The organism is Pseudomonas sp. RA_15y_Pfl1_P11 (assembly GCF_963970975.1).
GTDB classification, from domain to species: domain Bacteria; phylum Pseudomonadota; class Gammaproteobacteria; order Pseudomonadales; family Pseudomonadaceae; genus Aquipseudomonas; species Aquipseudomonas tritici.
This window is the reverse complement of the sequence record NZ_CAXAOY010000005.1, coordinates 312,561-336,817: the sequence shown is the minus strand read 5'-3', so window position 1 is coordinate 336,817 and position 24,257 is coordinate 312,561. Positions and strand designations below refer to the sequence as shown.

Annotated in this window: 26 protein-coding genes and 1 tRNA gene; 21 read left to right on the top strand and 6 right to left on the bottom strand. The window is 59.5% G+C overall.

All coding sequences use genetic code 11. The features are described 5' to 3' along the window. Window positions 1–188 precede the first annotated feature (188 nt). On the bottom strand, window positions 189–569 hold the full coding sequence (locus tag AACY44_RS09055; protein WP_339420664.1) for a response regulator: 381 nt from the start codon (window positions 567–569) through the stop codon (window positions 189–191). Window positions 570–747: 178 nt separating this feature from the next. Here AACY44_RS09055 and AACY44_RS09050 point away from each other — a divergent pair, with 178 nt between their 5' ends. From AACY44_RS09050 to AACY44_RS09040, 3 genes are all read left to right on the top strand, one after another. After that, window positions 748–1,131, top strand: a complete 384-nt coding sequence (locus tag AACY44_RS09050; RefSeq protein ID WP_339420663.1) for a c-type cytochrome — start codon at window positions 748–750, stop codon at window positions 1,129–1,131. A 44-nt stretch (window positions 1,132–1,175) separates the two neighbouring features. Beyond that, on the top strand, window positions 1,176–3,218 hold the full coding sequence (locus tag AACY44_RS09045; protein WP_339420662.1) for a hypothetical protein: 2,043 nt from the start codon (window positions 1,176–1,178) through the stop codon (window positions 3,216–3,218). Window positions 3,219–3,290: 72 nt separating this feature from the next. Then, on the top strand, window positions 3,291–3,857 hold the full coding sequence (locus AACY44_RS09040; protein ID WP_339420661.1) for a hypothetical protein: 567 nt from the start codon (window positions 3,291–3,293) through the stop codon (window positions 3,855–3,857). 3 nt (window positions 3,858–3,860) lie between these two features. Here the strand turns inward: AACY44_RS09040 and AACY44_RS09035 are convergent, their stop codons facing one another. Continuing rightward, window positions 3,861–4,331 carry a hypothetical protein gene (locus AACY44_RS09035; RefSeq protein WP_339420660.1) on the bottom strand — a complete coding sequence of 157 codons (471 nt, stop codon included), beginning with the start codon at window positions 4,329–4,331 and terminating at the stop codon, window positions 3,861–3,863. Between the two features lie 611 nt (window positions 4,332–4,942). Here AACY44_RS09035 and AACY44_RS09030 point away from each other — a divergent pair. Continuing rightward, on the top strand, window positions 4,943–5,578 hold the full coding sequence (locus tag AACY44_RS09030) for a LysE family translocator (protein ID WP_339420658.1): 636 nt from the start codon (window positions 4,943–4,945) through the stop codon (window positions 5,576–5,578). A 6-nt stretch (window positions 5,579–5,584) separates the two neighbouring features. Here AACY44_RS09030 and AACY44_RS09025 read toward each other — a convergent pair whose 3' ends face one another. Next, window positions 5,585–5,914 (bottom strand): hypothetical protein, encoded by a 330-nt coding sequence (locus AACY44_RS09025; RefSeq protein WP_339435966.1) that lies wholly within the window; start codon window positions 5,912–5,914, stop codon window positions 5,585–5,587. A gap of 147 nt (window positions 5,915–6,061) precedes the next feature. Between AACY44_RS09025 and AACY44_RS09020 the strand changes: the two genes are divergently transcribed. Further along, complete coding sequence (locus AACY44_RS09020) at window positions 6,062–6,496, top strand: hypothetical protein (RefSeq protein ID WP_339420656.1); 435 nt, start codon at window positions 6,062–6,064, stop codon at window positions 6,494–6,496. Window positions 6,497–6,585: 89 nt separating this feature from the next. Here AACY44_RS09020 and AACY44_RS09015 read toward each other — a convergent pair whose 3' ends face one another. Further along, window positions 6,586–6,966, bottom strand: a complete 381-nt coding sequence (locus tag AACY44_RS09015; RefSeq protein WP_339420655.1) for a cupin domain-containing protein — start codon at window positions 6,964–6,966, stop codon at window positions 6,586–6,588. 238 nt (window positions 6,967–7,204) lie between these two features. On the opposite strand from AACY44_RS09015, the gene AACY44_RS09010 reads away from it, so the two are divergent. Genes AACY44_RS09010 through AACY44_RS08970 form a run of 9 tightly spaced genes read left to right on the top strand, consistent with a single transcriptional unit; the run spans window position 7,205 to window position 15,840 of the window. Then, the gene (locus tag AACY44_RS09010) at window positions 7,205–8,416 is read left to right on the top strand and encodes a methyl-accepting chemotaxis protein (RefSeq protein ID WP_339530067.1); all 1,212 of its coding nucleotides are present in this window, start codon (window positions 7,205–7,207) and stop codon (window positions 8,414–8,416) included. A 9-nt stretch (window positions 8,417–8,425) separates the two neighbouring features. Next, a complete protein-coding gene (locus tag AACY44_RS09005; RefSeq protein ID WP_058423391.1) occupies window positions 8,426–8,794 on the top strand; it encodes a response regulator in 369 nt (122 codons plus the stop codon). Between the two features lie 23 nt (window positions 8,795–8,817). Beyond that, on the top strand, window positions 8,818–9,105 hold the full coding sequence (locus AACY44_RS09000) for an STAS domain-containing protein (RefSeq protein ID WP_339456619.1): 288 nt from the start codon (window positions 8,818–8,820) through the stop codon (window positions 9,103–9,105). Between the two features lie 40 nt (window positions 9,106–9,145). Then, window positions 9,146–11,185 carry a chemotaxis protein CheA gene (locus AACY44_RS08995; RefSeq protein WP_339435967.1) on the top strand — a complete coding sequence of 680 codons (2,040 nt, stop codon included), beginning with the start codon at window positions 9,146–9,148 and terminating at the stop codon, window positions 11,183–11,185. 29 nt (window positions 11,186–11,214) lie between these two features. Continuing rightward, the gene (locus AACY44_RS08990; protein WP_339530064.1) at window positions 11,215–12,873 is read left to right on the top strand and encodes a methyl-accepting chemotaxis protein; all 1,659 of its coding nucleotides are present in this window, start codon (window positions 11,215–11,217) and stop codon (window positions 12,871–12,873) included. Window positions 12,874–12,912: 39 nt separating this feature from the next. Then, window positions 12,913–13,452, top strand: a complete 540-nt coding sequence (locus AACY44_RS08985; RefSeq protein WP_339420649.1) for a chemotaxis protein CheW — start codon at window positions 12,913–12,915, stop codon at window positions 13,450–13,452. Between the two features lie 9 nt (window positions 13,453–13,461). After that, window positions 13,462–14,271: a CheR family methyltransferase gene (locus AACY44_RS08980; RefSeq protein ID WP_339470722.1), complete on the top strand. Its 810-nt coding sequence runs from the start codon at window positions 13,462–13,464 to the stop codon at window positions 14,269–14,271. Beyond that, on the top strand, window positions 14,268–14,801 hold the full coding sequence (cheD, locus tag AACY44_RS08975) for a chemoreceptor glutamine deamidase CheD (RefSeq protein ID WP_339435968.1): 534 nt from the start codon (window positions 14,268–14,270) through the stop codon (window positions 14,799–14,801). Before AACY44_RS08980 ends, cheD begins: the two co-directional genes overlap by 4 nt. Next, window positions 14,764–15,840, top strand: coding sequence for a protein-glutamate methylesterase/protein-glutamine glutaminase (locus AACY44_RS08970; protein WP_339420646.1), 1,077 nt, complete (start codon window positions 14,764–14,766; stop codon window positions 15,838–15,840). The genes cheD and AACY44_RS08970 overlap by 38 nt, the downstream gene beginning before the upstream one ends. Window positions 15,841–16,034: 194 nt before the next feature. Here AACY44_RS08970 and AACY44_RS08965 read toward each other — a convergent pair. Beyond that, window positions 16,035–16,119 (bottom strand) — tRNA-Leu (locus AACY44_RS08965). A 108-nt stretch (window positions 16,120–16,227) separates the two neighbouring features. Between AACY44_RS08965 and queA the strand changes: the two genes are divergently transcribed. The 6 genes from queA to AACY44_RS08935 all read left to right on the top strand — a co-directional run bounded on the left by queA (window position 16,228) and on the right by AACY44_RS08935 (window position 22,302). Then, entirely contained in the window at window positions 16,228–17,277 is a 1,050-nt protein-coding gene (gene queA, locus AACY44_RS08960; RefSeq protein ID WP_339496822.1) for a tRNA preQ1(34) S-adenosylmethionine ribosyltransferase-isomerase QueA, read from the top strand. Between the two features lie 5 nt (window positions 17,278–17,282). Then, window positions 17,283–18,398, top strand: coding sequence for a tRNA guanosine(34) transglycosylase Tgt (tgt, locus tag AACY44_RS08955; protein WP_339420694.1), 1,116 nt, complete (start codon window positions 17,283–17,285; stop codon window positions 18,396–18,398). Between the two features lie 43 nt (window positions 18,399–18,441). Then, window positions 18,442–18,780, top strand: a complete 339-nt coding sequence (yajC, locus tag AACY44_RS08950) for a preprotein translocase subunit YajC (RefSeq protein ID WP_003175975.1) — start codon at window positions 18,442–18,444, stop codon at window positions 18,778–18,780. A 62-nt stretch (window positions 18,781–18,842) separates the two neighbouring features. Then, the gene (gene secD / locus AACY44_RS08945) at window positions 18,843–20,711 is read left to right on the top strand and encodes a protein translocase subunit SecD (RefSeq protein ID WP_339420644.1); all 1,869 of its coding nucleotides are present in this window, start codon (window positions 18,843–18,845) and stop codon (window positions 20,709–20,711) included. Between the two features lie 9 nt (window positions 20,712–20,720). Further along, window positions 20,721–21,635, top strand: coding sequence for a protein translocase subunit SecF (gene secF / locus AACY44_RS08940; protein ID WP_339420643.1), 915 nt, complete (start codon window positions 20,721–20,723; stop codon window positions 21,633–21,635). 124 nt (window positions 21,636–21,759) lie between these two features. Beyond that, the gene (locus AACY44_RS08935) at window positions 21,760–22,302 is read left to right on the top strand and encodes a glycine zipper 2TM domain-containing protein (RefSeq protein ID WP_339435979.1); all 543 of its coding nucleotides are present in this window, start codon (window positions 21,760–21,762) and stop codon (window positions 22,300–22,302) included. A 223-nt stretch (window positions 22,303–22,525) separates the two neighbouring features. Here AACY44_RS08935 and suhB read toward each other — a convergent pair whose 3' ends face one another. Further along, a complete protein-coding gene (gene suhB / locus AACY44_RS08930) occupies window positions 22,526–23,341 on the bottom strand; it encodes a type III secretion system regulator SuhB (protein ID WP_003175971.1) in 816 nt (271 codons plus the stop codon). Between the two features lie 145 nt (window positions 23,342–23,486). Here suhB and trmJ point away from each other — a divergent pair, with 145 nt between their 5' ends. Further along, window positions 23,487–24,257, top strand: a complete 771-nt coding sequence (trmJ, locus tag AACY44_RS08925) for a tRNA (cytosine(32)/uridine(32)-2'-O)-methyltransferase TrmJ (RefSeq protein ID WP_065874520.1) — start codon at window positions 23,487–23,489, stop codon at window positions 24,255–24,257.

The following is a 24,257-nucleotide window of genomic DNA, read 5'->3' as shown; positions in this document are numbered from 1 at the left end:
GCTCGAACTGTGGGCCTCTCGGCCATGAATGACGCATTTAAATGGGCGACAATTCTACACAACTAATGGCGGGCAGATTTACGCGCAAAGCGAACAGGCTGACCAGCGGATCAGAAAAGTCACTGCTTGTTTATTCAGAGACCACAGTGCATACGGTGAAGTTCGGCTGAAATGATGTCGCGACGCCATCAATGCATGGGCAGCCCCTGCTGGGTCAGCGCCGCTTGCACACAGTCGATCAGGTGCTCAGTGCTCCAGGGTTTGGGCAAGAAGCGGACCGACCCACCTAGCTGTGCTGCAATACTGGTGTTTCCGGACGTCAACACCACCGGCACCGTTGGCCACCGATGCGCGACCACTCGGCTCAAGTCATAACCGTTGAGCAAACCTGGCATCTGCACATCGCTGACGATCAGGTGCACCGGGTCATCCTCGCGCTCCAAATAAATCATTCCCTCATCCGCCGAAGGAAATGACGTCACGACCGCCCCAAAATCTTCCAGTACATCCACCATCAACGTCCGAATGATTTCGTCGTCTTCCAATACTAATATCGATGGCTGAGCCATGATCGTTACTCCACCATCAGGGTTCATAAGGTGGAGTGGGTCAGGAATGTAAGAGTTTCGATGCAAAGGTTTTTTGCCGATGGATGGTCATGTTGTGGCACGGTTTGGTGCACTGGGCTGGCTAGCAGGCATAATTGCACCACCGTTGCTGCCAGCAGCACTCGATGTGGAGCACCCTATGAAATATACCGCCTCACTGGCGCTGATTCTTGCCGCTGGTATGTCCAGCCCCCTGACCTATGCTGCGGGCGACGCCGAAGCTGGCGGCAAACTTTTCACCAAGACCTGCGGCGGCTGCCACAGTGTCGGCGAGGGCGCACGCGGTGGTTTCGGCCCTGAACTCAACGGCATCATCGGCCGACCTGCGGGGATTACCACTGACTATCAGTATTCCGATGCGATGAAAAACTCCGGTGTGGTCTGGACCCGGGACAAACTCGCCGCCTACATCGAGGCGCCGAAGAAGGTGGTAAGTGGTACGCGGATGATCTTCTGGGGCATTAGTGATCAGGAAAAAATCGAGAACATCCTGGCGTACCTGGAAACCTTCCAGCCCAAGTGATCGAAGCCTACGGGCGCCACCTTACAAAACCCAGAGGCACGCTGATGGACCGGCAACTGCTCAAGCTCGCCCGCAACAAACAGCTGGCGCACCCCGCGATGCTCGACGAGTTCGACATCAACGATTGGATTGCAAAGTATCAGGCGCTTTATCCAGGGCACAGCCTCGAAAGAGGCTTTCTGGAAGGTGCACGCTGGTTGAACAGCCAATTTAAACGGGTGCAGAGCAGCCGTCTGCACTATTCGTTCAGTACAAATGAGCCGCTGACATATGACGCGCTGATCAGCGCACATATCGGGGCGGCCAATCACTTCTTCTGCGCAATGGCCGCCGAGGCGCTGCAGGCCGTCAAGGCCAACCCGGTAGCGTCCCTTGAAGAGCACCTTTCATTCCGATCTTCGTTGACTAACGGTGAGTCCGGCCTGCCACCGGATCATCTCAATATGTTGCGCCTGGATTCGCTCTGCGGGCCGATCTGGGATCTGTATCAAAACCGCCATGACTTGCGTGTGCTGTTCCCCGACAATTGCCCGCATATGCTCAGTGCTATCAACTTTTTTGCCTATGAAAGCGATTTGGTGCAACTGACCCATAGTTTCAAAAAAATCTGGCAGGAGTTGTTGTACGGCGGCATGGAGTTTTTTGCCGATTCCAAAGGCGTTCTACTCTCGTCTGCGTCGGAGCATCTGGATCTGGTCAAAGTGATTTATGAATACCGCCGTGATCACCACAACGGTACCAACGGTCTGAGAATTTCCGGTGAAATTCAGCAGGGCCGCCAAACCTATGCGCCTCAGCTTGGGGGGCAGCGCTATATCAAATGCGCCGGCACTGGCGCGTTGTCGATCGGCAAGTGGTCTGAATTAAGCGACAGCGTCCAGACAGCCGCGCTTTATGCGTACCTGTCGCCGTATTACATGATCGACGAGTACCTGCATCCTTTGTTCGATGCTTCTCCCGAGCCCGCTATAAAAAGTATCGAGTGCCAGAACCTGCTGCATATCTGGCTGCACCTTTCGGTGATCGCGGCTCAACTTAAAGAACACTATGCTCAGATGTCTGCGCCGCAGCAGTGGGAAGATCTGCTCAAGCTGTGTCCGCGGTTCTCCCGTGAAACGCTTGCGGCGCGGCTTGCAGAGTGCACTGGGCTCGCGTCTGAACAGGTCGATGCGGCCATTGATCTGCTCATTTATGAGGCCAAGAGCCTGCAGCATGACCTGTGGTCGCGACCGTTGGTGAAGGTGGATGACGACGTGCTGATTCCGATCAGTGCGCCGTTGACGGCCAGCATCTCCAGGAATTTTGATATCTGGCTCAACATCATCGACCCCAAAGGCAAGCAGCGCGGACGATTGTTTGAACGTTACCTGCTCGCGGTGTTGGAAGATTGTCGCAGAACCAACCCGATCATGGCGGACTTGAAGTGGTTGGGGGCGGTTAAGTTCAGAGGAACGTCCAACGTTGTCGAGGAGATCGACCTGGTGTTCTCGTTTGGCAGGCTGCTGGTGGTGTGCGAACTGCGCAGTCGGCGAGCACCGATAACGCCGCTGGATTACCACAATGATTTTTCCGATAACAATGGCATCACCCATAAAACCCGGCAGGCGCGCCGAAAAGCCCAACATATTCAGCAAGCACTGGGGGCATTTTGCAGCCAGTATTTTCCTCACCTCAGCGACGCGTCCGCAGTCACTGTGCTGCCGCTGGTGATCGTCAGTGGTCCTTACCACGCCGGTTTTGCATGTGACGACGTGCCCATTCTGGACGCCCACTTGCTCAGGCATTTTCTCAAGGATGGCGAAGTTCGGTTTGGAGGGCGTGCGGACTCCGATACCGCGTACGACTACGGGTATGCCCTGTATAACGATGTCGAAGGCGCACAGCGTGAGTTCGCAGGTTATGCTGCGAGCCCGGCCTTGATCAGGATTTACCGAGCCATGGCCCAGCCCCGTCTGCACCGGTACCCCCTGCGGGGCGAGCAGGCTCAGCCGGTGCGGAGTCTGTTCTACGAGCTTTCAGGTTTCAGCTTCGAGGAACAATTGGCTGTAGCGCAGTCGGTTTCAGGCGGCAAGCTGCGCAAAATTTAAGGTGACAAAGTGTGGAACATTCCCAGTGAACCCTAGTCTCTTCATCACCCTCATTCGATAAGGACATCCCCCGTGAAGCGAGTCGCGCTGCTCTCCATCGCCCTGGCCCTGGGCGCCTGCCAATCCAACCAACGCGACTCATCGCCCAGCCTGCTCAAGGACGGCATTCAGTTTCGCCAGAAAACCGTGGCTGTGGATGCGGAACACGCCAAGGTCATCATGAAGTCCAGTGGCGGCACTCCCGCCGTCGACTTCTCGATCAGCCGCGAAGGCGACCCCGACTCACGCATGGAAGCCCTCGGCAAGGTGATGGACACCGGCGAAGGCAAGGTCTTCAACTGGATCGCCAAGCTCAACCAAACCGTCGCCAGCGCCACGCTCAAGCGTTTTCCACAACTGGAAATCCAGGCCGACCCCGGCAAGAAACTCACTGTATCGGGTTACGCGAACGACACCCGCACCGGTTACTACTACACCTGCGGGCCGGAGATAAATACGTTCCGCCCGGAGAAGGCAAAAGTGTATCTGGTGGAATTCCAATTCAAGGGCTCGGGGTGTGAGCAGCATGTGTATGACGTGACGGATCCGGCGAATCGGGTACCGGTGGCTGAGGCGGGGAGTGGGGTTAAGTCGGGTTGAGGGTTAGCCGTGGTGCGGTAGACCCTGCGGGCATACCACACCGTTGAGGGTGTGGGTGCAGCAGTTGCAGAAGGAGGGCATCTGCTCGGGCGTCAGCTGTGGGTTGACCTTTTGCAGCAGGCCGTCCTCGTCGATATACAAGCCGCTGTAGTAGCTATTCTCATCCGTTCTGACGTAGTCCTGCTTGTCGCTTTCATGTAGCGCGACCATCCAGAACACCGGATCCGGACGATCCAGGCGGGCGTTGGCTTCGCTGAACACCTGATCCCATGGGTGGCCGACTTTGGAGAGGAGAAAGCGGTATAGCGGGGTGTAATCAAAGCCGTGTCGTTGATGGCTGTGCATCGAACCGCGATTTGATGGTTTGTTTTTTTCGCTTTTGGTGTGCCGCTCATACCGGTAGGCGCGACAACTGCCGTGGCGCACGCCATGGGTTCGGGTGTTGACCGAGCGATAGAGGAGGGGCTTTTGCATGGATGGCCTCATTGTTTTCTTTCACTGCCTTAAAGGTTGACCTTTGGAACGGACGGCGGTTAACGGATTGGTTGAGCTATCCGCGTATTCAACTAGGGTTTTCGATTGAAGGGACGTTTTCGGATTATAACGAGTCCAGGGAGATATGGTTTTGGAAGGTCGCCTGAAGGTGGTTAAGGCGTTGATGTTTGTTGTGCTGGTGGTTGCGGTGGCGCTTGGGGTGTTTAACGGGGTGGTAGTGGCTATATCGGCGTATTTTGGGCCGTTTTATGACGGGGATGCGGACCAGAATCGGAATTTTGGAACCTGGTTGGTGGGGAATGGCGTAGTGGTTGTCGGGGCGGTGGTGGGTGGGGTCGGTTGGTATCGCAGGAGACGGGGTGATGAGCTGACTAAGCGGAAGTAGAGGCTGAGTCGGAATCGGTCGATGGCAGTGTTTCGAATATTTCGATTTTCGTTTGTTTCGATCATGTCCTGCCTCGCGGGTGTATGCCGTTTTGCTCACGGATCTGTATCTAACGCGCGCATTTTGAACGCCCTACCATGGCGGCCAAGCCGTCAACCTTGGCCAAATGTTTCGCGTCGACAAACTACACCCCAGGAGCCCAACAATGCCTGAACTGTCCAGTTGGCTGGCCTATGCGCTGATTTCACTCGGCATGGTGCTCACGCCCGGTCCGAACATGATTTACCTCATTTCCCGTTCGATCTGCCAGGGCCGCACGGCCGGGTTGATTTCCCTCGGCGGCGTGGCGTTGGGGTTTCTGGTTTATATGTTGTGCGCCGCCTTGGGCATCACGGCCCTGGTCATGGCAGTGCCGTTTGCCTATGACGCGCTGCGCTTTGGCGGGGCGTTGTACCTGGCCTACATGGCCTGGCAGGCGATCCGGCCGGGTGGGCGTTCGCCGTTCCAGGTGCGGGATCTGCCCAAGGACAGCCCGCGCAAGCTGTTCACCATGGGCCTGGTGACCAACCTGCTCAACCCCAAGGTGGCGGTGATGTATTTGTCGTTGCTGCCGCAGTTCATCGACCCGAACGGTCATGGCAGCGTGTTGATGCAATCCCTGGTACTGGGCTTTACGCAGATTTTTATCAGCGTGAGCGTCAATGCGGCGATTGCGGCCATGGCGGGTTCGATCGCGGTGTTTTTCGTTGCCCGGCCGGGTTGGCAGGTGGTGCAGCGCTGGCTGATGGGATCTGTGCTGATGGGGCTGGCGGTGCGGATGGCGGTTGAAGGGCGGCGGTAGGGTGCCTCACTGGATGTCTTTGAGGTAATCCTGCAGGTGGGTCAGTGGCCCGCGCAGTTCATCCAACTGAGCCGCGTTTTGCACATCACTCGCCAACCGTTGCAGCTCGCGACCCATCACCGTATCGGTCCCGCCCAATGCCTCAAGTGCTTGATCAACACATTCCGCGAGTTTGGATTGAATAACGACCAGATCCCCCTGCCGCACCAACAACCCGAACACTTCCCGGTCATACCGATCCATCACCGGATCATCCCGCAAAACCGGGCTGCCACCGTCCGTCTCGTGCACCAGCTTCAGTGCAAAAAGCGCAACCGCTTCCAGCGTCAATTCCATGGTTTCGGTTCCTCGGTGTTTTTTTGGGGGGACGTGGGGGAGGGCGATGATCACTGTTCTGCGCATGAAAAAAAAGACCCCATGCCGCGAACGAGTCAGGACCCGCCAACGCAATGTCATCCGCCCGAGCAACGATACTAAATGGCTATGTTGCAACTCGCCGTGCCAAATGCACCCGGCCACCAGACGGAGGCGGTGCAAGGCTCAACCCATTACAAGGACGCAAACACGCATGCAGTCACTTCTCACCCGAGCATCCACAGAAACGCGAGCTGGCTTAAGCCGGCCTATGGATCGATGATTTATCGTGGCGCAGGCTGGCTGACGTTGTTTACACCGGTGTCGATGGTGCTGCTATTGATGTGGCTGTGGCCCGACCCCAGCGTCAAACCCGGCAACACATCGCTGATGCAGGTGTTGATCGGCTTCGGGGCGGGGTCGGCGATCAACGCCGTGCTCGGCTTTGCACTGAACCGACAGCCGCACGCCGATGGCGTCCGCCACCACTTCTTTTTCATGCCGATGCAGTGGCCGGCGCTGGTGATCATGGTGGCCTGCACACTGATTGCCTTGCTGAAATAACCCAACCGGCCGCTCGGCCAGGGCGGCCGCGTCTCGACCTGTTCAAGGCGGCCACGGTAAGTGGTGTGAGCGAGCGGGCGAGGCCAGCCTCAGATCCACTGGTCATTCACAGCCGTACGCTCCCCACCTTCATGCCCGGTATTCAAGATGCCCCGTGGCTCGATCATCATCAGCTTGGCCTCGCCTTCGGCGGCGGTGCGGTGCTCTACGCCACGAGGGACCACGTACAGCTCACCTGGTGCGACATAGACCGGGCCGTCTGGCAGGTCGATACGCAGGGTGCCTTCGAGTACCAGAAAGGCTTCGTCGGTTTCGGGGTGGGAGTGCCAGATGAACTCGCCTTCGATGCGTACTACTTTGAACTGGTAGTCGTTCATTTCGGCGACGACGCGTGGGCTCCATTGCTGGTCGATCAGGTCGGCTTTTTGGGTGAGATTTATAGGTTTTGTCGGGGGCTGCGGCTGAGGCATGACGGATACTCTGCTGGATAAGAGTCGTCAGGTTAGCGAACGAGGGGGCGAGGGCGCTTGTACGATCCTGCAAGCAGTCTGAGCGTGTCGGCTGGCGTCGCCTACACTTAACGTCCTGCTCAGTCACACATCGGTCATAAACCAGACGGAAGGCATACACCAGACCTAAAGTTGCGGCGTAAAGAGCGGATAAACTCTATGTCGTTTACAGCCGCAACACTGTTCAAGGATCGAACTCATGCCCCAGCGCTCATCCAGCCGTATGCACCTTCCCGCTTATCCTCGTTTCCGTTGGTTCGCCTTGATCCCAGTCTTGCCGGCCGTTTTGTGGATACTCGTGCAATCCACCTCGACAGCCAATCTGCTGGCCTGCGCGGCACTGGTGATGATGGGCCTGGGGGCCTGTGCGTGGAGCGCGGCTTCACAGCGCAACGCAATAGAGCGCGCGATTGCGCAGGGGCAGGCAGGCCAGCCAAGTTCGGACGCGCCTAACGGCATGGCCTCCCGTGCACAGCTCGATGAGGTGTTGCTGGGCGCCATGCCGATCTGGGCCAAGCAGGTGGAAAGCTCGCGCCATCAGACCGAAGAAGCGATTGTGAGCCTGGCGAATCGTTTCACCGGGATCGCCACGCGCTTGCAAGAAACGGTACAAGCGTCGCAGCACGCGGCCGGTGAGCTGGACGGGCAGGCCGCCGACGGCGCGCTAGAGGTGCTGGCGCGCAGTGACAGCGAGTTGAGCCAGGTGATCAATTCGCTCAAGGCCACTCAAACCAGCCGTGATCAGACCCTGGCTCAGGTGCGCAGCCTGACCGCCTACACGGGCGAACTGCGCACCATGGCCGCTGATGTGGCGGCGATTGCCGCACAAACCAACCTGCTGGCCCTCAACGCGGCCATCGAAGCGGCGCGTGCCGGTGAGGCCGGTCGCGGCTTCGCGGTGGTGGCCGATGCGGTGCGCAGCCTGTCGAGCAAGTCCAGTGAAACGGGCCAGCAGATGTCGGCCAAGGTCGACATCATCAATAACGCCATTACTCAATTGGTGCAGGCAGCGTCCAGCAGCGCCGACCAGGACAGCCATTCTGTGGCCGAGTCCGAAAACAGTATTCAAGTGGTGCTCACACGTTTTCAGAGCATCACTGGGCGCCTGGCCGAATCTGCCGACCTGCTCAAGCAGGAAAGCTACGGCATTCGGGATGAGATGACCGAGGTGTTGGTCAACTTGCAATTCCAGGACCGGGTCAGCCAGATCCTCAGTCACGTGCGCGACAACATGCACGCCCTGCATGACCATCTCGTGCAGGCCAACCAGACCCCGGACCAGCCGCTGGCCATCGACGCCCGCCAATGGCTGGCGCGCATGGAAACCACCTACGCCACCGATGAGCAACGGCGCCTCCATCATGGCGAGGCGGCTGTGCAACAGAATTCTCAAGACATCACTTTCTTTTAGGAGCGCATCATGGCGAAGAATGTATTAGTGGTCGACGACTCCAGCAGCGTGCGGCAAGTGGTTGGCATCGCCTTGAAAAGCGCCGGTTACGACGTGATCGAGGCCAGTGACGGCAAGGACGCCCTGAACAAGCTGACCGGGCAAAAAGTGCACCTGATCATCAGCGACGTGAACATGCCTAACATGGATGGCATCACCTTCGTCAAGGAGGTCAAGAAGCTGGCCAACTACAAGTTCACCCCGATCATCATGCTGACCACCGAGTCTCAGGAATCGAAGAAGGCCGAAGGCCAGGCCGCGGGCGCCAAGGCGTGGGTGGTCAAGCCGTTCCAGCCGGCGCAGATGCTGGCGGCGGTCTCTAAATTGATCTTGCCCTGACACCCGGCGCCAGGGAGGCCTACATGCCGATCACTCACGAAACCATCGACGACACCGCCCACGTGGGCATCGACGGCGAACTCACGATCTACACCGTCGCTGAGCTGGCGGGCGCGTTGTTGCCGCATATGGGCGCCGCGCCGCGCCTGGACCTGGACCTGTCGCAGGTCACGGAGGTGGACGGTGCCGGCCTGCAGTTGCTGGCAGTCATCCAGCGTGAAGCCGGCATTGCCGGCACCGCCTTGAGTGTGACCGGCCAGAGCCAGGCGGTCATGCAGGCGCTCCAACTGTGTCGCAGCGCCGCGCTTTAATCGGCACTGTCCCGTTCATTGATCGACAAGGAAAGTCCAGGTGAGCATCAATCTCGATCAGGCACTGCAGACCTTCATCGTCGAGGCCCGCGAACTGCTGCAGGCCATGGAGCAATCCCTGCTGCAGTTGGAAAGCGACCCCGGCGACCAGGATGCCATCGGCGCGATTTTCCGCGCCGCGCACACCATCAAGGGTTCCGCCGGACTGTTCGGCCTCGCGCCGATCGTGGGGTTCACGCATATCGTCGAAGACGTTCTCGACCGCCTGCGCGACGGCGGTGTGGCGGTGGACGCTGCCTTGATCGCGCTGCTGCTCAAGTGCGGCGACCATATGCTTGAACTGATCGACGTGATTGCCAGCCGCGGTGAGGCGCCGACCCCAGCCGCGCTGGAGCGCGGTGAGACCTTGCGCGAGGCGCTGAGCGACTATCAGCCGCTGCGCACCGCCACTGCCGACGTCGTACCTGCTGCGGTGGACGACGACCCGGGGGCCGAAGTGCTTTGGCATATTTCTCTGCGCTTTGGCGTGGAGGTGTTCCGTAATGGCATGGACCCGCTGTCGTTCCTGCGTTACCTCGATACGCTGGGGCACATGGTGCAGGTCACCACCCTGACCGACAACATCCCCGCCCTGGAGAGCTGGGACCCGGAAAGCTGCTACCTGGGCTTCGAGATCGACCTGCGGTCGACGGCCAGCCATGCCACGCTCAACGAAGTGTTCGACTTCGTGCGCGACGACTGTGACGTGCACATCCGCGCGGTCGACGAAACGCCGGAAAGCAGCGTCGCCATCGGCATTGACTTGATCGCACAAGCCGAGCAAGGTCCGGCTCCCGCCTCGCCCCAGCGCCTGCCGGCGAACAGCGAGGCGAAAACCCGCGACGGCAGTTATGTGCGGGTCAACGCCGACAAGCTCGACGAGTTGATCAACCTGGTCGGCGAATTGGTGATCGCCAGCGCCGGCGCAAGCCTGTTGGCGCGTTCCTGTAACAACGACCCGCTGCAGGAGGCCACCTCGACGGTGTCGGGGCTGGTGGAAGAGATCCTCGATGGCGCCCTGCACCTGCGCATGATACCCATCGGCGACACGTTCAACCGCTTCCGCCGCGTGGTGCGCGATGTCAGCCAGGAACTGGGTAAGGACATCGAGCTGATCATCAGCGGCGCGGAAACCGAGCTGGACAAGACCGTGGTAGAGAAGATCGGCGACCCGCTGATGCACCTGCTGCGCAACGCCATGGACCACGGTATCGAAAGCGCCGATGTGCGACGTTCGGCGGGCAAGTCGAGCAAGGGCCATCTGAGCCTCAATGCTTACCACGACTCCGGAAGCATCGTCATCGAAATCGCCGATGACGGCGCCGGGCTCAACCGCGACCGCATTCTGGAAAAAGCCCAGGAACGCGGGCTGGTGGCCAGCGGCGCTGTGCTCACCGACCAGGAGATCTACAACCTGATCTTCGAAGCGGGGTTCTCCACCGCCGAGGCCGTGACCAACCTGTCCGGGCGCGGCGTCGGCATGGACGTGGTCAAGCGCAATATCACCTTGTTGCGCGGCACCGTCGACCTCGACAGCCGTCCCGGCCAGGGCACCGTGGTGCGCATTCGCTTGCCGCTGACCCTGGCGATCATCAATGGGTTCCTGGTCGGCATCGACCAATCCACCTACGTGATTCCCCTGGACATGGTCCAGGAATGTATCGAGCTGGATGAACACCAGCGCCAGTCCAGCCGCGACACGGGCTATCTGGACCTGCGTGGCGAGGTGTTGCCGTTGGTGCACCTGCGTGACCACTTCAGCCATGAAGGCCCCGTTGCCCGACGCCAGAATGTGGTGGTGGTGCGCTACGCCGAGCATAAGGCCGGGCTGGTGGTGGATGACCTGCTCGGTGAGTTTCAGACCGTGATCAAACCCCTGGGCAAGCTATTCGGCGCACTGCGCGGTATCAGTGGCTCGACCATCCTGGGCAGCGGCGCGGTGGCCCTGATCCTGGATGTACCGGCACTGCTCAATCAAATCGTACAAGTGGAAGCCCGCACGTCCCTGGCGCCTCAGTCGCCACCGGTCGTCGCCCGCTGATGTCTTTGCAATTCCATGGAGGTTCTCCGATGAAATGGTTCTACGATCTTAAAATTTCCACCAAGCTGATCAGTTCGTTCCTGGCGGTACTGGCGCTCACCGGGGCCATGGGCGGCTTCGCTATCCTTCAACTCGGTGCCGTCAACCATGCCGCCCAGGACATCAAGAGCAACTGGATGCCCTCCATGCGCGCAGCGGCAGGCATGCGTTTTTATGCCGCCAACTATCGCTTGAAAGAATACCGCCACATCGGTAACGAGATGGCCGAAGAAAAGGCCCAGGCCGAACGCGAAGCCAGCGAGGCGCGCCAGCAGTTCGAAACCCGCATGCAGACCTACGAGCAATTGGTGTCGAACGATAACGATCGTCAACTGCTGCTCAGCGTGAAAAGCGCATGGGACACCTACATTGCGACCAGCAAGCAGGTCCTGGAGTTTTCCCGCCAGAACCAGGAGGCTCAGGCGCGCAGTTTGCTCATGGGGGAATCCAAAGGGCATTTCGATGAGGTGACCAACCGCCTGCAGAAAATGGTCGAACTCAATGACGCAGGCGCGACTGCCGCGGGTGACACGGGCACGGTGCTGTATGAAAGCTCACGCGTGTCGATCATCGCGGTACTGGTCGCGTCCCTGTTGATAGGTCTGGGCCTGGCGATATTCATCGCGCGGATCATTTCCCGCCCATTGCGCCAGGCGGCGAGTGCCGCCGAGCAATTGGCCGAAGGCAACCTTAACGCGCACATCGAGCCAGGTGGCAAAGATGAAACCGGTATGGTGCTCAACGCCATGCGCAACATGGTCGGCAAGCTGGCACATATCATCGGCGAAGTGCGTAACGCCTCCGATAACCTCGCCAGCGCCTCCGAGCAGGTCAGCGCCACCGCGCAATCGATGAGCCAGGCCACCAGTGAGCAGGCCGCCAGTGTCGAGGAAACCAGTGCGTCGGTCGAGCAGATGAGCGCCAGCATCAACCAAAACACCGAAAACGCCAAGGTCACCGATGGCATGGCCAGCAAAGCTGCCAAGGAAGCCACCGAGGGCGGCGAATCGGTACAGCAGACGGTGGTGGCGATGAAGAAAATCGCCCAGCGCATCAGCATCATCGATGACATCGCCTACCAGACCAATCTGCTCGCGCTCAATGCCGCCATCGAGGCCGCCCGCGCCGGCGAGCACGGCAAGGGGTTCGCCGTGGTAGCCGCCGAAGTGCGCAAGCTGGCCGAACGCAGCCAGGTGGCCGCCCAGGAAATCGGGGAACTGTCTTCCAGCAGCGTGGACATGGCCGAGAAAGCCGGCAAGTTGCTCGACGAAATGGTGCCTTCCATCAACAAGACGTCCGACCTTGTGCAGGAAATCAGTGCGGCGTCCGAAGAGCAGGCCGCCGGTGTCGCCCAGATCAACACGGCGATGACCCAGCTCAACCAAGTGACCCAGCAAAACGCCTCGAGCAGCGAGGAACTGGCGGCCACGGCCGAAGAAATGAGCAGCCAGGCCGAGCAACTGCAACAGGCCATGAGTTTCTTCGTGCTGGATTCAGCGTCCAAGGCCGCGGTGCAAAGCAACAGCGTGGACGGCCCCGGCAGCACGCCCAACCGTCAGCCGCCACGCACTAAACCAACGGCGCCGCGCAAGGCCTTCGCCTACACCATGGCCAGTGCCCCGGACGAATCGGATTTCACCCGCTTCTGATCGCACGATCGATGCGGGCCTACAAGGGAGAGTAGTGACATGGGCGCAGTAATGACGACTCGGCAGACCGCGGTGGCGGTCGATGAGGATGCGCAGTACCTGACCTTCATGCTGGGCGGCGAAATGTTCGCCATCGGCATCCTGGGGATCAAGGAAATTATCGAATACGGTAGCCTGACCGTGGTGCCGATGATGCCCGCTTTCGTGCGCGGGGTAATCAACCTGCGCGGCGCAGTGGTGCCGGTGGTGGACTTGTCGGCGCGCTTTGGTCGGGCCAACTCAGCGATCACCCGGCGCTCCTGCGTGATCATCATCGAGGCGAGTACCGAGGACGGCCAGCCACAGGACATCGGGCTGCTGGTCGATACGGTGTCTGCCGTGCAGGAGATCCCGACCACGCAGATCGAACCGCCACCGAGCTTCGGTGCGCGAATTCGCGCGGATTTCATCAGTGGCATGGCCAAGGTCGACGGCAAATTCGTGATCGTGCTGGAAGTGGACAAGGTGCTGTCCATCGACGAGATGTCCAGCCTCGCCGAGGCCGGCCAGGCGCCAGCCCCTGACCTCGACCCGCGTTGAGGCTCGATCATGTCAGACACCGTCTCCATCGACGATCGTGAATTCGGTCAGTTCCAGACCTGGCTGTACCGCGCGGCCGGCATCAACCTGTCGCCGGCCAAGAAAGCCTTGGTGGCCGGTCGCCTGTTCAAGCGCCTCAAGCACTATGAGCTGCAGAGCTATGGTGAGTATTTCAAGCTGATCATGAATGACCAGCGCAAGGGCGAACTGCAGGTTGCGCTGGATTTGCTGACCACCAACGAAACCTATTTTTTTCGCGAGCCCAAGCACTTCGACTTCCTGCGTCAGCACGTGCTACCCCAGGCCACTCCGGGCCGGATGTTTCGCGTGTGGAGCGCGGCCAGTTCCACAGGTGAAGAGCCCTACAGCCTGGCGATGACCCTGGCCGAAAGTCTCGGCACCACGCCCTGGGAAGTGATCGGCTCGGACATCAGCTCCCAGGTGCTGGCCAAGGCCCGCACAGGGCATTACTCAATGGAACGCATCGAGACCTTGCCCCAGCCGCTGCTGGTCAAGTACTGCCTCAAGGGCATGGGGCGCCAGGAGGGCACCGTCTTGATCGACAAGGCCTTGCGCAGCCGCGTCAATTTTGTCCAGGTCAACCTTAACGAAGCGCTGCCGGCCCTGGGGGAGTTCGAGGTGATCTTCCTGCGCAACGTGATGATTTATTTCGATCAGCAGACCAAGCGCCAGGTGGTCGCGCGCCTGCTGCCGCTGCTCAAACCCGGTGGTTACTTGATCATCAGTCACTCCGAAAGCCTCCACGGTGTCAATGACACCTTGAAGCTGGTGGCGCCATCGATTTACCGCAAGCCATGAAAAAGCCTGTCGGTACGACCGAAGTGGTATTGGCACCTGGCCAAGTCAGCTTTGCGACGCAGCCGACGCGCCTGCGTACCTTGCTCGGCTCCTGCGTGGCGATCACCTTTTGGCATCCGCAACTGCGGATCGGCGGCATGTGTCACTTCATGCTGCCGGGGCGCCTGCGCAATCATCAGCCCCTGGATGGCAGGTACGCCGACGAAGCCCTGGAACTGCTGCTGCGCCACGCAAAGATCAATGGCACGCATGCACGTGATTACCAGGTCAAGTTGTTCGGCGGCGGCGAGATGTTTCCTGATTTGCAGCGCCGCCTGCCGACGCAGGACGTGGCCAGCCTGAATATTCGCGCGGCACTGGCCCTGGCCGAGCGCTATCACCTGCACCTGACCGCCCAGGACATGGGCAGTACCGGTTACCGCACGATCATGTTCGACCTGTGGAACGGCAACGTCTGGGTTCGGCACCAACCAATGGGAATAGTTAAAGAAGATGCCTACCAAAAAAATCAGTGTGTTGCTGGTCGATGATTCGGCCGTGGTGCGCCAGGTACTGCTGGCGATTCTCAGCGACACGCCGGATATCCACGTCATGGGGGCGGCTTCCGACCCGATTTTCGCCATGGACAAACTCGCCCGGGAATGGCCGGATGTGATCGTGCTGGACGTCGAAATGCCGCGCATGGACGGCATCACGTTTCTCAAGAAAATCATGAGCGAGCGGCCGACGCCGGTGGTGATCTGTTCGTCGCTGACCCAGAAAGGCGCGGAAACCTCCCTGCAGGCGCTGTCGGCGGGTGCGGTGGAAATCATCACCAAGCCCTCAACCGGCTTAAAGAGTTTCCTGATTGAGTCGGCGGCCGAGTTGGTGGCAGCGATCCGGGCCGCAGCGAACTCCAACGTCAGGAACCTGGGAAAGCGCAGCGTCAGTCCGCCAATGACCCCACCCAGCAAGCTCAGTGCCGATGCGATCCTGCCCGCCGCCAATGGCCATGCCATGGCCCAGACCACCGAGCGTATCGTCGCCATCGGCACCTCCACCGGCGGCACTCAAGCGCTGGAAGCCGTGCTGACGGCACTGCCGCGAGTGTGCCCGGGTATGGTGATCGTGCAGCACATGCCCGAGAAGTTCACCGCTTCGTTCGCCGAGCGTCTCAACAGCGTGTGCGAGATCGAGGTGCGCGAAGCGCGCAACAACGACCGTATCCTGCCTGGCCTGGCCCTGATCGCCCCTGGCGGCAAGCACCTGATGGTCACCCGCAGCGGTGCCTATTATCACGCTCAGGTTATCGATGGACCGCTGGTCAACCGCCATCGGCCTTCCGTGGATGTGCTATTTCGTTCAGTGGCCCGGTTCGCCGGCAGGAATGCCACCGGCATCATCATGACGGGCATGGGCGACGACGGCGCGCGCGGGCTCAAGGAAATGCTCGAGGCCGGGGCCGCCACGGTCGCCCAGGATGAAGCCAGTTGCGTGGTGTTCGGCATGCCCAAGGAAGCCATCAAGCTCAACGCCGCTCAGCGCATCATGGCGCTGGAGGATATTTATCGGGCGATCCTGCATAAGTGAGGGGGCAGGGTGACGTGGCGGGTGTGTAGGCAGGTGGTTTGAGGATGTTGGCGCTATCGCTATCGCAGGCAAGCCAGCGCCCACAGTGGACCGTGTTTCAGGTGTGGGATGGGAGGTGAGTCGTTATTCCGCCGACAAGCCACTTTTCTACAGGCGAAAAAAAAGACCTTGAATTTCAAGGTCTTTTTTTAAGATGGTGCCCCGAGGGAGAATCGAACTCCCACTTCTTTCGAAAACGGATTTTGAATCCGCCGCGTCTACCAATTCCGCCATCAGGGCTCAATGGCGGCGAAGTATAGAGATGAGATTACCGTTGGTCAATCACGTTTCATGGTCAATTTTCACTATTTCCGCTAGACTTCCCGGCCCTGCTAGACGAACCCCATCATGCGCGTTGCTGACTTTACTTTTGAGCTCCCTGATTCGCTGATCGCTCGCCACCCTTTGGCCGAGCGTCGCGCCAGTCGACTGCTGACCCTGGACGGGGTGAGCGGTGCCCTCGCACACCGTCAATTCACTGATTTGCTTGAGCATTTGCGCCCAGGCGATCTGATGGTGTTCAACAATACCCGGGTAATTCCGGCGCGGCTGTTTGGCCAGAAAGCTTCCGGCGGCAAGCTGGAAATTCTGGTGGAGCGGGTGCTGGACAGCCATCGTGTGCTGGCCCATGTGCGCTCCAGCAAGTCGCCGAAACCGGGCTCGGTCATCTTGATCGATGGCGGTGGCGAAGCCGAGATGGTGGCGCGTCATGATGCGCTGTTCGAGCTCAGGTTTGCCGAAGAAGTGTTGCCATTGCTGGAGCGCGTCGGCCATATGCCGTTGCCGCCTTATATAGATCGCCCCGACGAAGACGCGGACCGCGAGCGCTATCAGACGGTGTACTCCCAACGCCCTGGCGCCGTGGCTGCGCCGACGGCCGGGCTGCATTTCGACCAGCCGCTGCTGGATGCGATTGCCGCCAAGGGCGTCGAGACGGCTTATGTGACCCTGCACGTGGGGGCCGGTACGTTTCAGCCGGTGCGTGTGGATAACATCGAAGACCACCATATGCACAGCGAGTGGCTGGAAGTCAGCCAAGGCGTCGTCGACGCGGTTAACGCGTGCAAGGCGCGCGGCGGGCGAGTGGTGGCGGTGGGTACCACCAGCGTGCGTTCGCTGGAGAGTGCGGCGCGTGGTGGCGTGCTCAAGCCGTTCAGTGGCGACACCGATATCTTTATTTACCCAGGCCGGCCGTTCCATGTGGTCGATTGCCTGGTGACCAACTTTCATTTGCCGGAATCCACGCTGTTGATGCTGGTGTCGGCATTTGCCGGTTACCCGGAAGCCATGGCCGCTTATCAAGCCGCCATCGCTAACGAGTACCGTTTTTTCAGCTACGGTGATGCGATGTTTATCACCCGCAATCCGGCGCCGCGCGGCCCAGAGGAACAATCATGAGTCGTATGTCGTTTGAATTGTTGGCCACCGATGGCAAGGCCCGTCGTGGTCGCCTGACCTTCCCGCGTGGCACCGTGGAGACCCCAGCTTTCATGCCGGTTGGTACCTACGGCACCGTTAAAGGCATGATGCCGCGCGACATCGTCGCCACCGGCGCCGAGATCATCCTCGGCAACACCTTTCACCTGTGGCTGCGCCCGGGCACGGAAGTGATCAAGAAGCATGGCGACCTGCATGACTTCATGAAGTGGCAAGGCCCGATCCTCACTGACTCCGGTGGTTTCCAGGTGTTCAGCCTGGGCGCCATGCGCAAGATCAAGGAGGAGGGTGTGACCTTCGCCTCGCCGGTGGACGGTTCCAAGGTGTTCATGGGGCCGGAAGAGTCGATGCAGGTGCAGCGCGACCTGGGCTCCGACATCGTGATGATTTTTGACGAGTGCACGCCGTACCCGGCTGATGAAGACGTCGCGCGGACCTCCATGGAGTTGTCGTTGCGTTGGGCCCAGCGTTCGAAGAATGCCCACGGCGACAACACGGCGGCGCTGTTCGGTATCGTCCAGGGCGGTATGCATGAAAGCTTGCGCAAACGCTCGCTGGAAGGCCTCGACAAGATCGGCTTTGACGGCCTGGCAATCGGCGGTTTGTCGGTGGGCGAGCCCAAGCACGAGATGATCAAGGTACTGGATTACCTGCCGGGCCTGATGCCCGCTGAAAAACCTCGTTACCTTATGGGCGTTGGCAAACCGGAAGATCTCGTAGAGGGTGTGCGCCGCGGTGTGGACATGTTCGATTGCGTGATGCCAACCCGAAATGCCCGCAATGGGCATCTGTTCATTGATACAGGCGTGCTGAAGATCCGTAACGCGTTCCATCGCCATGATGATTCGCCGCTGGATCCCACCTGTGATTGCTACACCTGCCAGAACTTCTCCCGGGCTTATCTGCACCATCTGGACAAGTGCGGGGAAATGCTGGGTAGCATGTTGAATACCATCCACAATTTGCGTCACTACCAAGTCCTGATGGCTGGTTTGCGCGAGGCTATTCAACAGGGTACATTGGCCGCCTTCGTCGATGCCTTCTATGCCAAGCGCGGGCTCCCTGTGCCGCCTTTGGACTGAGTTTTCCGATCCTAAGATTCACTATTTGCAACTGGAGTGCTAAATGAGCTTTTTTATCTCTAACGCCATGGCTGACGCCGCTGCGCCTGCTGCTGCCGGCCCTATGGGCGGTGGTTTCGAGTGGATTTTCCTGGTCGGCTTCCTGGTCATCTTCTACCTGATGATCTGGCGTCCACAGGCCAAGCGCGCCAAAGAGCAGAAGAACCTGCTGGGCAGCCTGCAGAAAGGTGACGAAGTTGTGACCACCGGCGGCATCGCTGGCAAGATCACCAAGGTTTCCGATGCTTTCGTGGTTCTGGAAGTCTCCGACACCGTAGAAATGAAGTTCCAGAAGGGCGCCATCGCTGCCACGCTGCCAAAAGGCACGCTCAAAGCGATCTAAGTAACAACCTTTACCAATCGACGGGGCGCGCAAGGCGCCCCGCGTTATAAGCGGGCGGCGTGATGCTGAACAAATACCCTCTGTGGAAATACGTACTGATCCTGGCGGTGCTGGCGATCGGGTTTATTTATTCCGCTCCCAATCTCTATCCTGATGACCCTGCGATCCAGATCTCTGGCGCCAGCACTTCGCTGCAGGTCAATCAGGCTGATCTGGACCGTGCGAGCAAAGCGCTGACTGACGCGGGCATTCAGGTTAAAGCGGCAACTTTGGCGGCTGGTTCGAAAGGCGGCTTGTTGCGCCTGACCAAGCAAGAAGACCAATTGCCGGCTAAAGATGTCGTGCGCAAGGCCATGGGTGACGACTACGTCGTTGCACTAAACCTGGCACAGACCACGCCACAATGGCTGCGCAGCATTGGCGCGCACCCGATGAAGCTGGGTCTGGACTTGTCCGGTGGTGTGCACTTCCTGCTGGAAGTCGACATGGACAAAGCCCTCGACGCCCGCCTGAAAGTCTACGAAGGCGACGTGAAGAGCCTGCTGCGTAAAGAGCGCCTGCGTTATCGCAGCCTGCCGCAGCTCAACGGTGCCATCCAGCTGGGCTTCTCTGACGAGGCTTCCCGTGAACAGGCCCGTGCGCTGATCCGCAAGAACTTCAACGATTTCGATATCGTACCGGCTGACCTCAATGGCCAGGCTGTACTGCGTCTGGCGATGAGCCCGGCCAAGATCGCGGAAATCCGCGAATACTCCATCAAACAGAACTTGACCACGGTACGTAACCGCGTCAACGAGCTGGGTGTGGCTGAGCCGATCGTTCAGCGCCAGGGTGCCAACCGCATTGTGGTTGAGCTGCCCGGCGTGCAGGACACCGCTGAAGCCAAGCGTATCCTGGGTAAAACCGCCAACCTGGAGTTCCGCCTCGCGGCTGAGTCGGGTGCTACCCGCGCCACTTCCGAAGAGTTCGAGTTCCGCGAAGGCAATCGTCCTCCAGCGCTGATCGAGCGTGGCTTGATCATCACCGGTGATCAGGTGACCGACGCCAAGGCGGGTTTTGGCGAGCACGGTACCCCTGAAGTGAATATCCACCTGGATGGCCACGGCGGCGAACTGATGAGCCGCGCCACGCGCAGCAACGTCGGTCGCAGCATGGCGGTGATCTTCATCGAGCAACGCCCGGTTACCACCTATACCAAGCAAATGGTCAACGGCGTCGAGAAAGACGTGCCGGTACAGACCTTCAAGGAAGAAAAGAAGATCATCAGCCTGGCGACCATCCAGTCGCCGCTGGGTGCTCAATTCCGCATCACCGGCCTGAACGGTCAGGGTGAATCCTCGGAACTGGCCCTGTTGCTGCGTGCCGGTGGCCTGGCTGCGCCGATGTACTTCGCTGAAGAACGTACCATCGGCCCGAGCCTGGGTGCCGACAACATCGCCAAGGGTGTCGACGCGGCGTTGTGGGGCATGCTGTTTGTCTCGCTGTTCATCATCGCCATCTACCGTTTCTTCGGCGTCATCGCCACGGTGGCCCTGGCGGGCAACATGGTCATGCTGCTGGCGCTGATGTCGCTGCTGGGTGCTACGCTGACCTTGCCAGGTATCGCCGGTATCGTGCTCACCATGGGTATGGCGGTAGACGCCAACGTGCTGATCTTCTCGCGGATTCGTGAAGAGATCGCCAATGGCATGACCGTACAGCGTGCAATCAACGAAGGCTTCGGCCGGGCATTTACCGCGATTCTCGACTCCAACCTGACCACATTGTTGGTAGGTGGGATTCTCTTTGCCATGGGTACCGGCCCGGTCAAGGGTTTTGCGGTGACCATGTCCCTCGGTATCTTTACCTCGATGTTCACGGCCATCATGGTGACCCGCGCAATGGTCAACCTGATCTATGGCGGGCGTGACTTCAAGAAGTTGTGGATTTAAGGGGCTGCCATGTTACGTACAATCAACTTCATGGGCGTTCGCAAGATTGCGTTCGGCGCCACTGTGCTCCTTACCGTTCTGGCGCTGTTCAGCTGGTTCCACAAGGGCCTCAACTACGGTCTGGACTTCACCGGCGGTACGCTCATTGAGCTGACCTACGAGAAGCCGGCCGACGTTACCGTGGTGCGCAACGAGCTGGTCAAGGCCGGCTATCACGAAGCCGTCGTGCAAAGCTTCGGTGCCACCACCGATCTGCTGGTGCGTATGCCAGGCGAAGACCCGCAACTGGGTCACCAGGTAGCTGAAGCCTTGCAGAAGGTCGGCGGCGATAACCCGGCATCGGTCAAGCGCGTCGAATTCGTCGGCCCACAAGTCGGTGAAGAGCTGCGTGACCAGGGCGGCCTCGGCATGCTGATGGCGCTGGCGGGTATCATGATTTACCTGGCGTTCCGCTTTCAGTGGAAGTTCGGTGTCGGCGCCATTGTGTCGCTGATCCACGACGTGATCGTGACCGTGGGTATCCTGGCGTACTTCCAGATCACCTTCGACCTGACCGTTCTGGCGGCCGTGCTGGCGATCATTGGTTACTCGCTCAACGACACCATCGTGGTATTCGACCGGGTTCGTGAGAACTTCCGCGTACTGCGCAAAGCGACGTTGATCGAGAACATCAATATCTCCACCACGCAGACCCTGCTGCGGACCATGGCGACGTCGATCTCCACCTTGCTGGCGATTGGCGCGCTGATGATCTTTGGCGGCGACAACCTGTGGGGCTTCTCCCTGGCGCTGTTCATCGGCGTGCTGGCGGGTACCTACTCGTCGATCTACATCGCCAACGTGGTGCTGATCTGGCTGAACCTCAACAGCGAAGACTTGATCCCTCCTGCCGCTACCGGCAAGGAGGTCGACGACCGCCCTTGATGGGGTGTCGTTGACTTGCTGTTAGAAAGAAGGCACGAGTATTGAACTCGTGCCTTTTTTTTTGCTCCAAGGCTGGGTGTAGCGCGGATCGTTCGGTCCGTTTGTGATGGTCAGGAGGTTCAACGTGAACAAGTCGTTACTGGTTGGTGCGGTATTGGGTGCTGTCGGTGTGACTGCCGGGGGTGCTGTCGCCACCTACAGCCTGGTAAAAAGCGGCCCTGAGTATGCGCAAGTGCTGGCGGTGCAGCCGGTGAAAACCCAGATCAAAACCCCGCGTGAGGTCTGCAAGGACGTCGCGGTAACCCGGCAGAAGCCGGTGCAGGATCAGCATCAGGTCGTCGGTACCGTGGTCGGTGCGCTCGCTGGTGGCCTGCTGGGCAATCAGGTCGGTGGCGGCAATGGTAAGAAGCTGGCTACCGTAGCCGGCGCGGTCGGCGGTGGTTATGCCGGTAACAAGGTTCAGGAAGGCATGCAGAACCGCGATACCTACACCACTACCCAGACTCGCTGTAACACCGTCAACGACATCAGCGACAAGGTTGTCGGCTATGACGTGCGTTACACCTTGGATGGCAAGGAAGGCTCGGTGCGTATGGATCGTGATCCAGGCGGCCAGATTCCAGTCGACAAGGAAGGGCGTTTGGTGCTGGGCCAGAACCAGCAGTAATGCCAAGCCTGGTACAGATGCAAAAATGTGTGTGGGTTCAAAAATGTGGGAAGGGGCTTGCCTCCCGATAGCGGTGGTTCAGTCAGCTTATTAGGTGCTGGCCCCTGCAATTGGGGTCAGACCCCCTCCCACAATTGATTTGTGTTGTTGCTGTAGTTGCGGCAAGCCTCAAATCCCAGGCATAAAAAAGCACCCATAAGGGTGCTTTTTTGTGCCTGCTCGCTTAACGCTTCAGCGAAGCCGGCAGGTGCGGCTGGATCGCGGTCAGCACTGCCTTGAAGCATTTGGTGTTGCCGGCAACCACGTGGCCTTTCTCCAGGAAGTCGTGACCACCGGTGAAGTCGCTCACCAGGCCGCCAGCTTCTTGAATCAGCAGGGCGCCTGCCGCCATGTCCCATTCGGACAGGCCCGACTCCCAGAACGCATCAAAACGACCGGCGGCCACATAAGCCAAGTCCAGGCTAGCTGCGCCAGCGCGACGGATACCAGCGGTCTGGCCAACCAGGGCGCGGAACATGCCCAGGTAGTTTTCCAGGTTGTCCATCTGGTCGTCACGGAACGGGAAGCCGGTACCCAGCAGGGCGCCGTCGAGGCTGGTGCGACCGCTGACGCGCAGGCGACGACCGTTCAGTTGGGCGCCACGGCCACGGCTGGCGGTGAATTCTTCCTGGCGGACCGGGTCCAGCACAACAGCGTGTTCCAGGCGGCCACGGTATTTGCACGCGATGCTCACGGCAAAGTGCGGGATGCCACGCAGGAAGTTCGTGGTGCCATCCAGTGGGTCGATGATCCACAGGTAGTCTTCGCCTTCGCCGCTACCTTTGTGCAGGCCGGTTTCTTCACCGAGAATGCCGTGGGTAGGGTAGGCCTTGCGCAGAGCGTCGATGATTTTCTGTTCGGCGGCGCGATCCACCTCGGATACATAATCCTTGGCGTCTTTTTCGTCGACCTTGATGGTATCCAGGCGCTCGATGGAGCGGAAGATCAATTCACTGGCGCTGCGGGCGGCGCGCAGCGCGATATTCAGCATGGGCTGCATGGATAGGTCACCTAAGGTTGTTAAAGAAAGCCGGGCAGTTTAGCAGAAACTTTCTTCAGGTGAAGGACGACGTTAGCTTTCATGGCATAACCTTAGGCTGTTCTGTAAGATTTGCTCCCCTTTCCCGTGTCCGAGAGCGCCTCCCTTGCTGCAAAACATTCGTGTCGTCTTGGTCAATACCAGTCATCCCGGCAACATCGGTGGGGTGGCGCGAGCCATGAAAAACATGGGGCTGACGCGCCTGGTGCTGGTCGAGCCGCGCCTGTTCCCGCACCACGAGGCCGATGCTCGCGCGTCCGGCGCCAATGATCTCCTGGAAAAAGCCCAGGTCGTTGCCACCTTGGAAGACGCCTTGGTTGGCTGCAACCTGGTGCTCGGCACCAGCGCCCGCGACCGTCGCATCCCTTGGCCGCTGCTGGATCCACGCGAGTGCGGCACCAAAGTGGTGGAAGAGGCCGCTGGCGGCGCTGAAATCGCCTTGGTATTCGGGCGTGAAGATTCCGGCCTGACCAATGAAGAGCTGCAGCGATGTCATTACCATGTGCACATTCCATCAGATCCTGAGTTCAGCTCGCTGAATCTCGGGGCAGCGGTGCAGGTGTTAACTTACGAAGTGCGCATGGCCTGGCTGGCTGCTGAGGGGCAGCCGAGCAAAGTGGAAAAGGATGAAGTCGCATCGACCAAAAGTGGCGAGTTGGCCACCATGGACGAGTTGGAGCGATTCTATGAGCACCTGGAGCAAACCCTGGTGGCCATCGAATTTCTCGATCCGGACAAGCCCCGGCACTTGATGGCGCGCCTGCGTCGCCTGTACGGACGCAGTTCCGTGAGTCGAGCCGAAATGAATATATTGCGTGGAATCCTCACGGAAACCCAGAAAGCGGCCCGTGGCGAGCTTCTTAAGCGGAAGGATTAA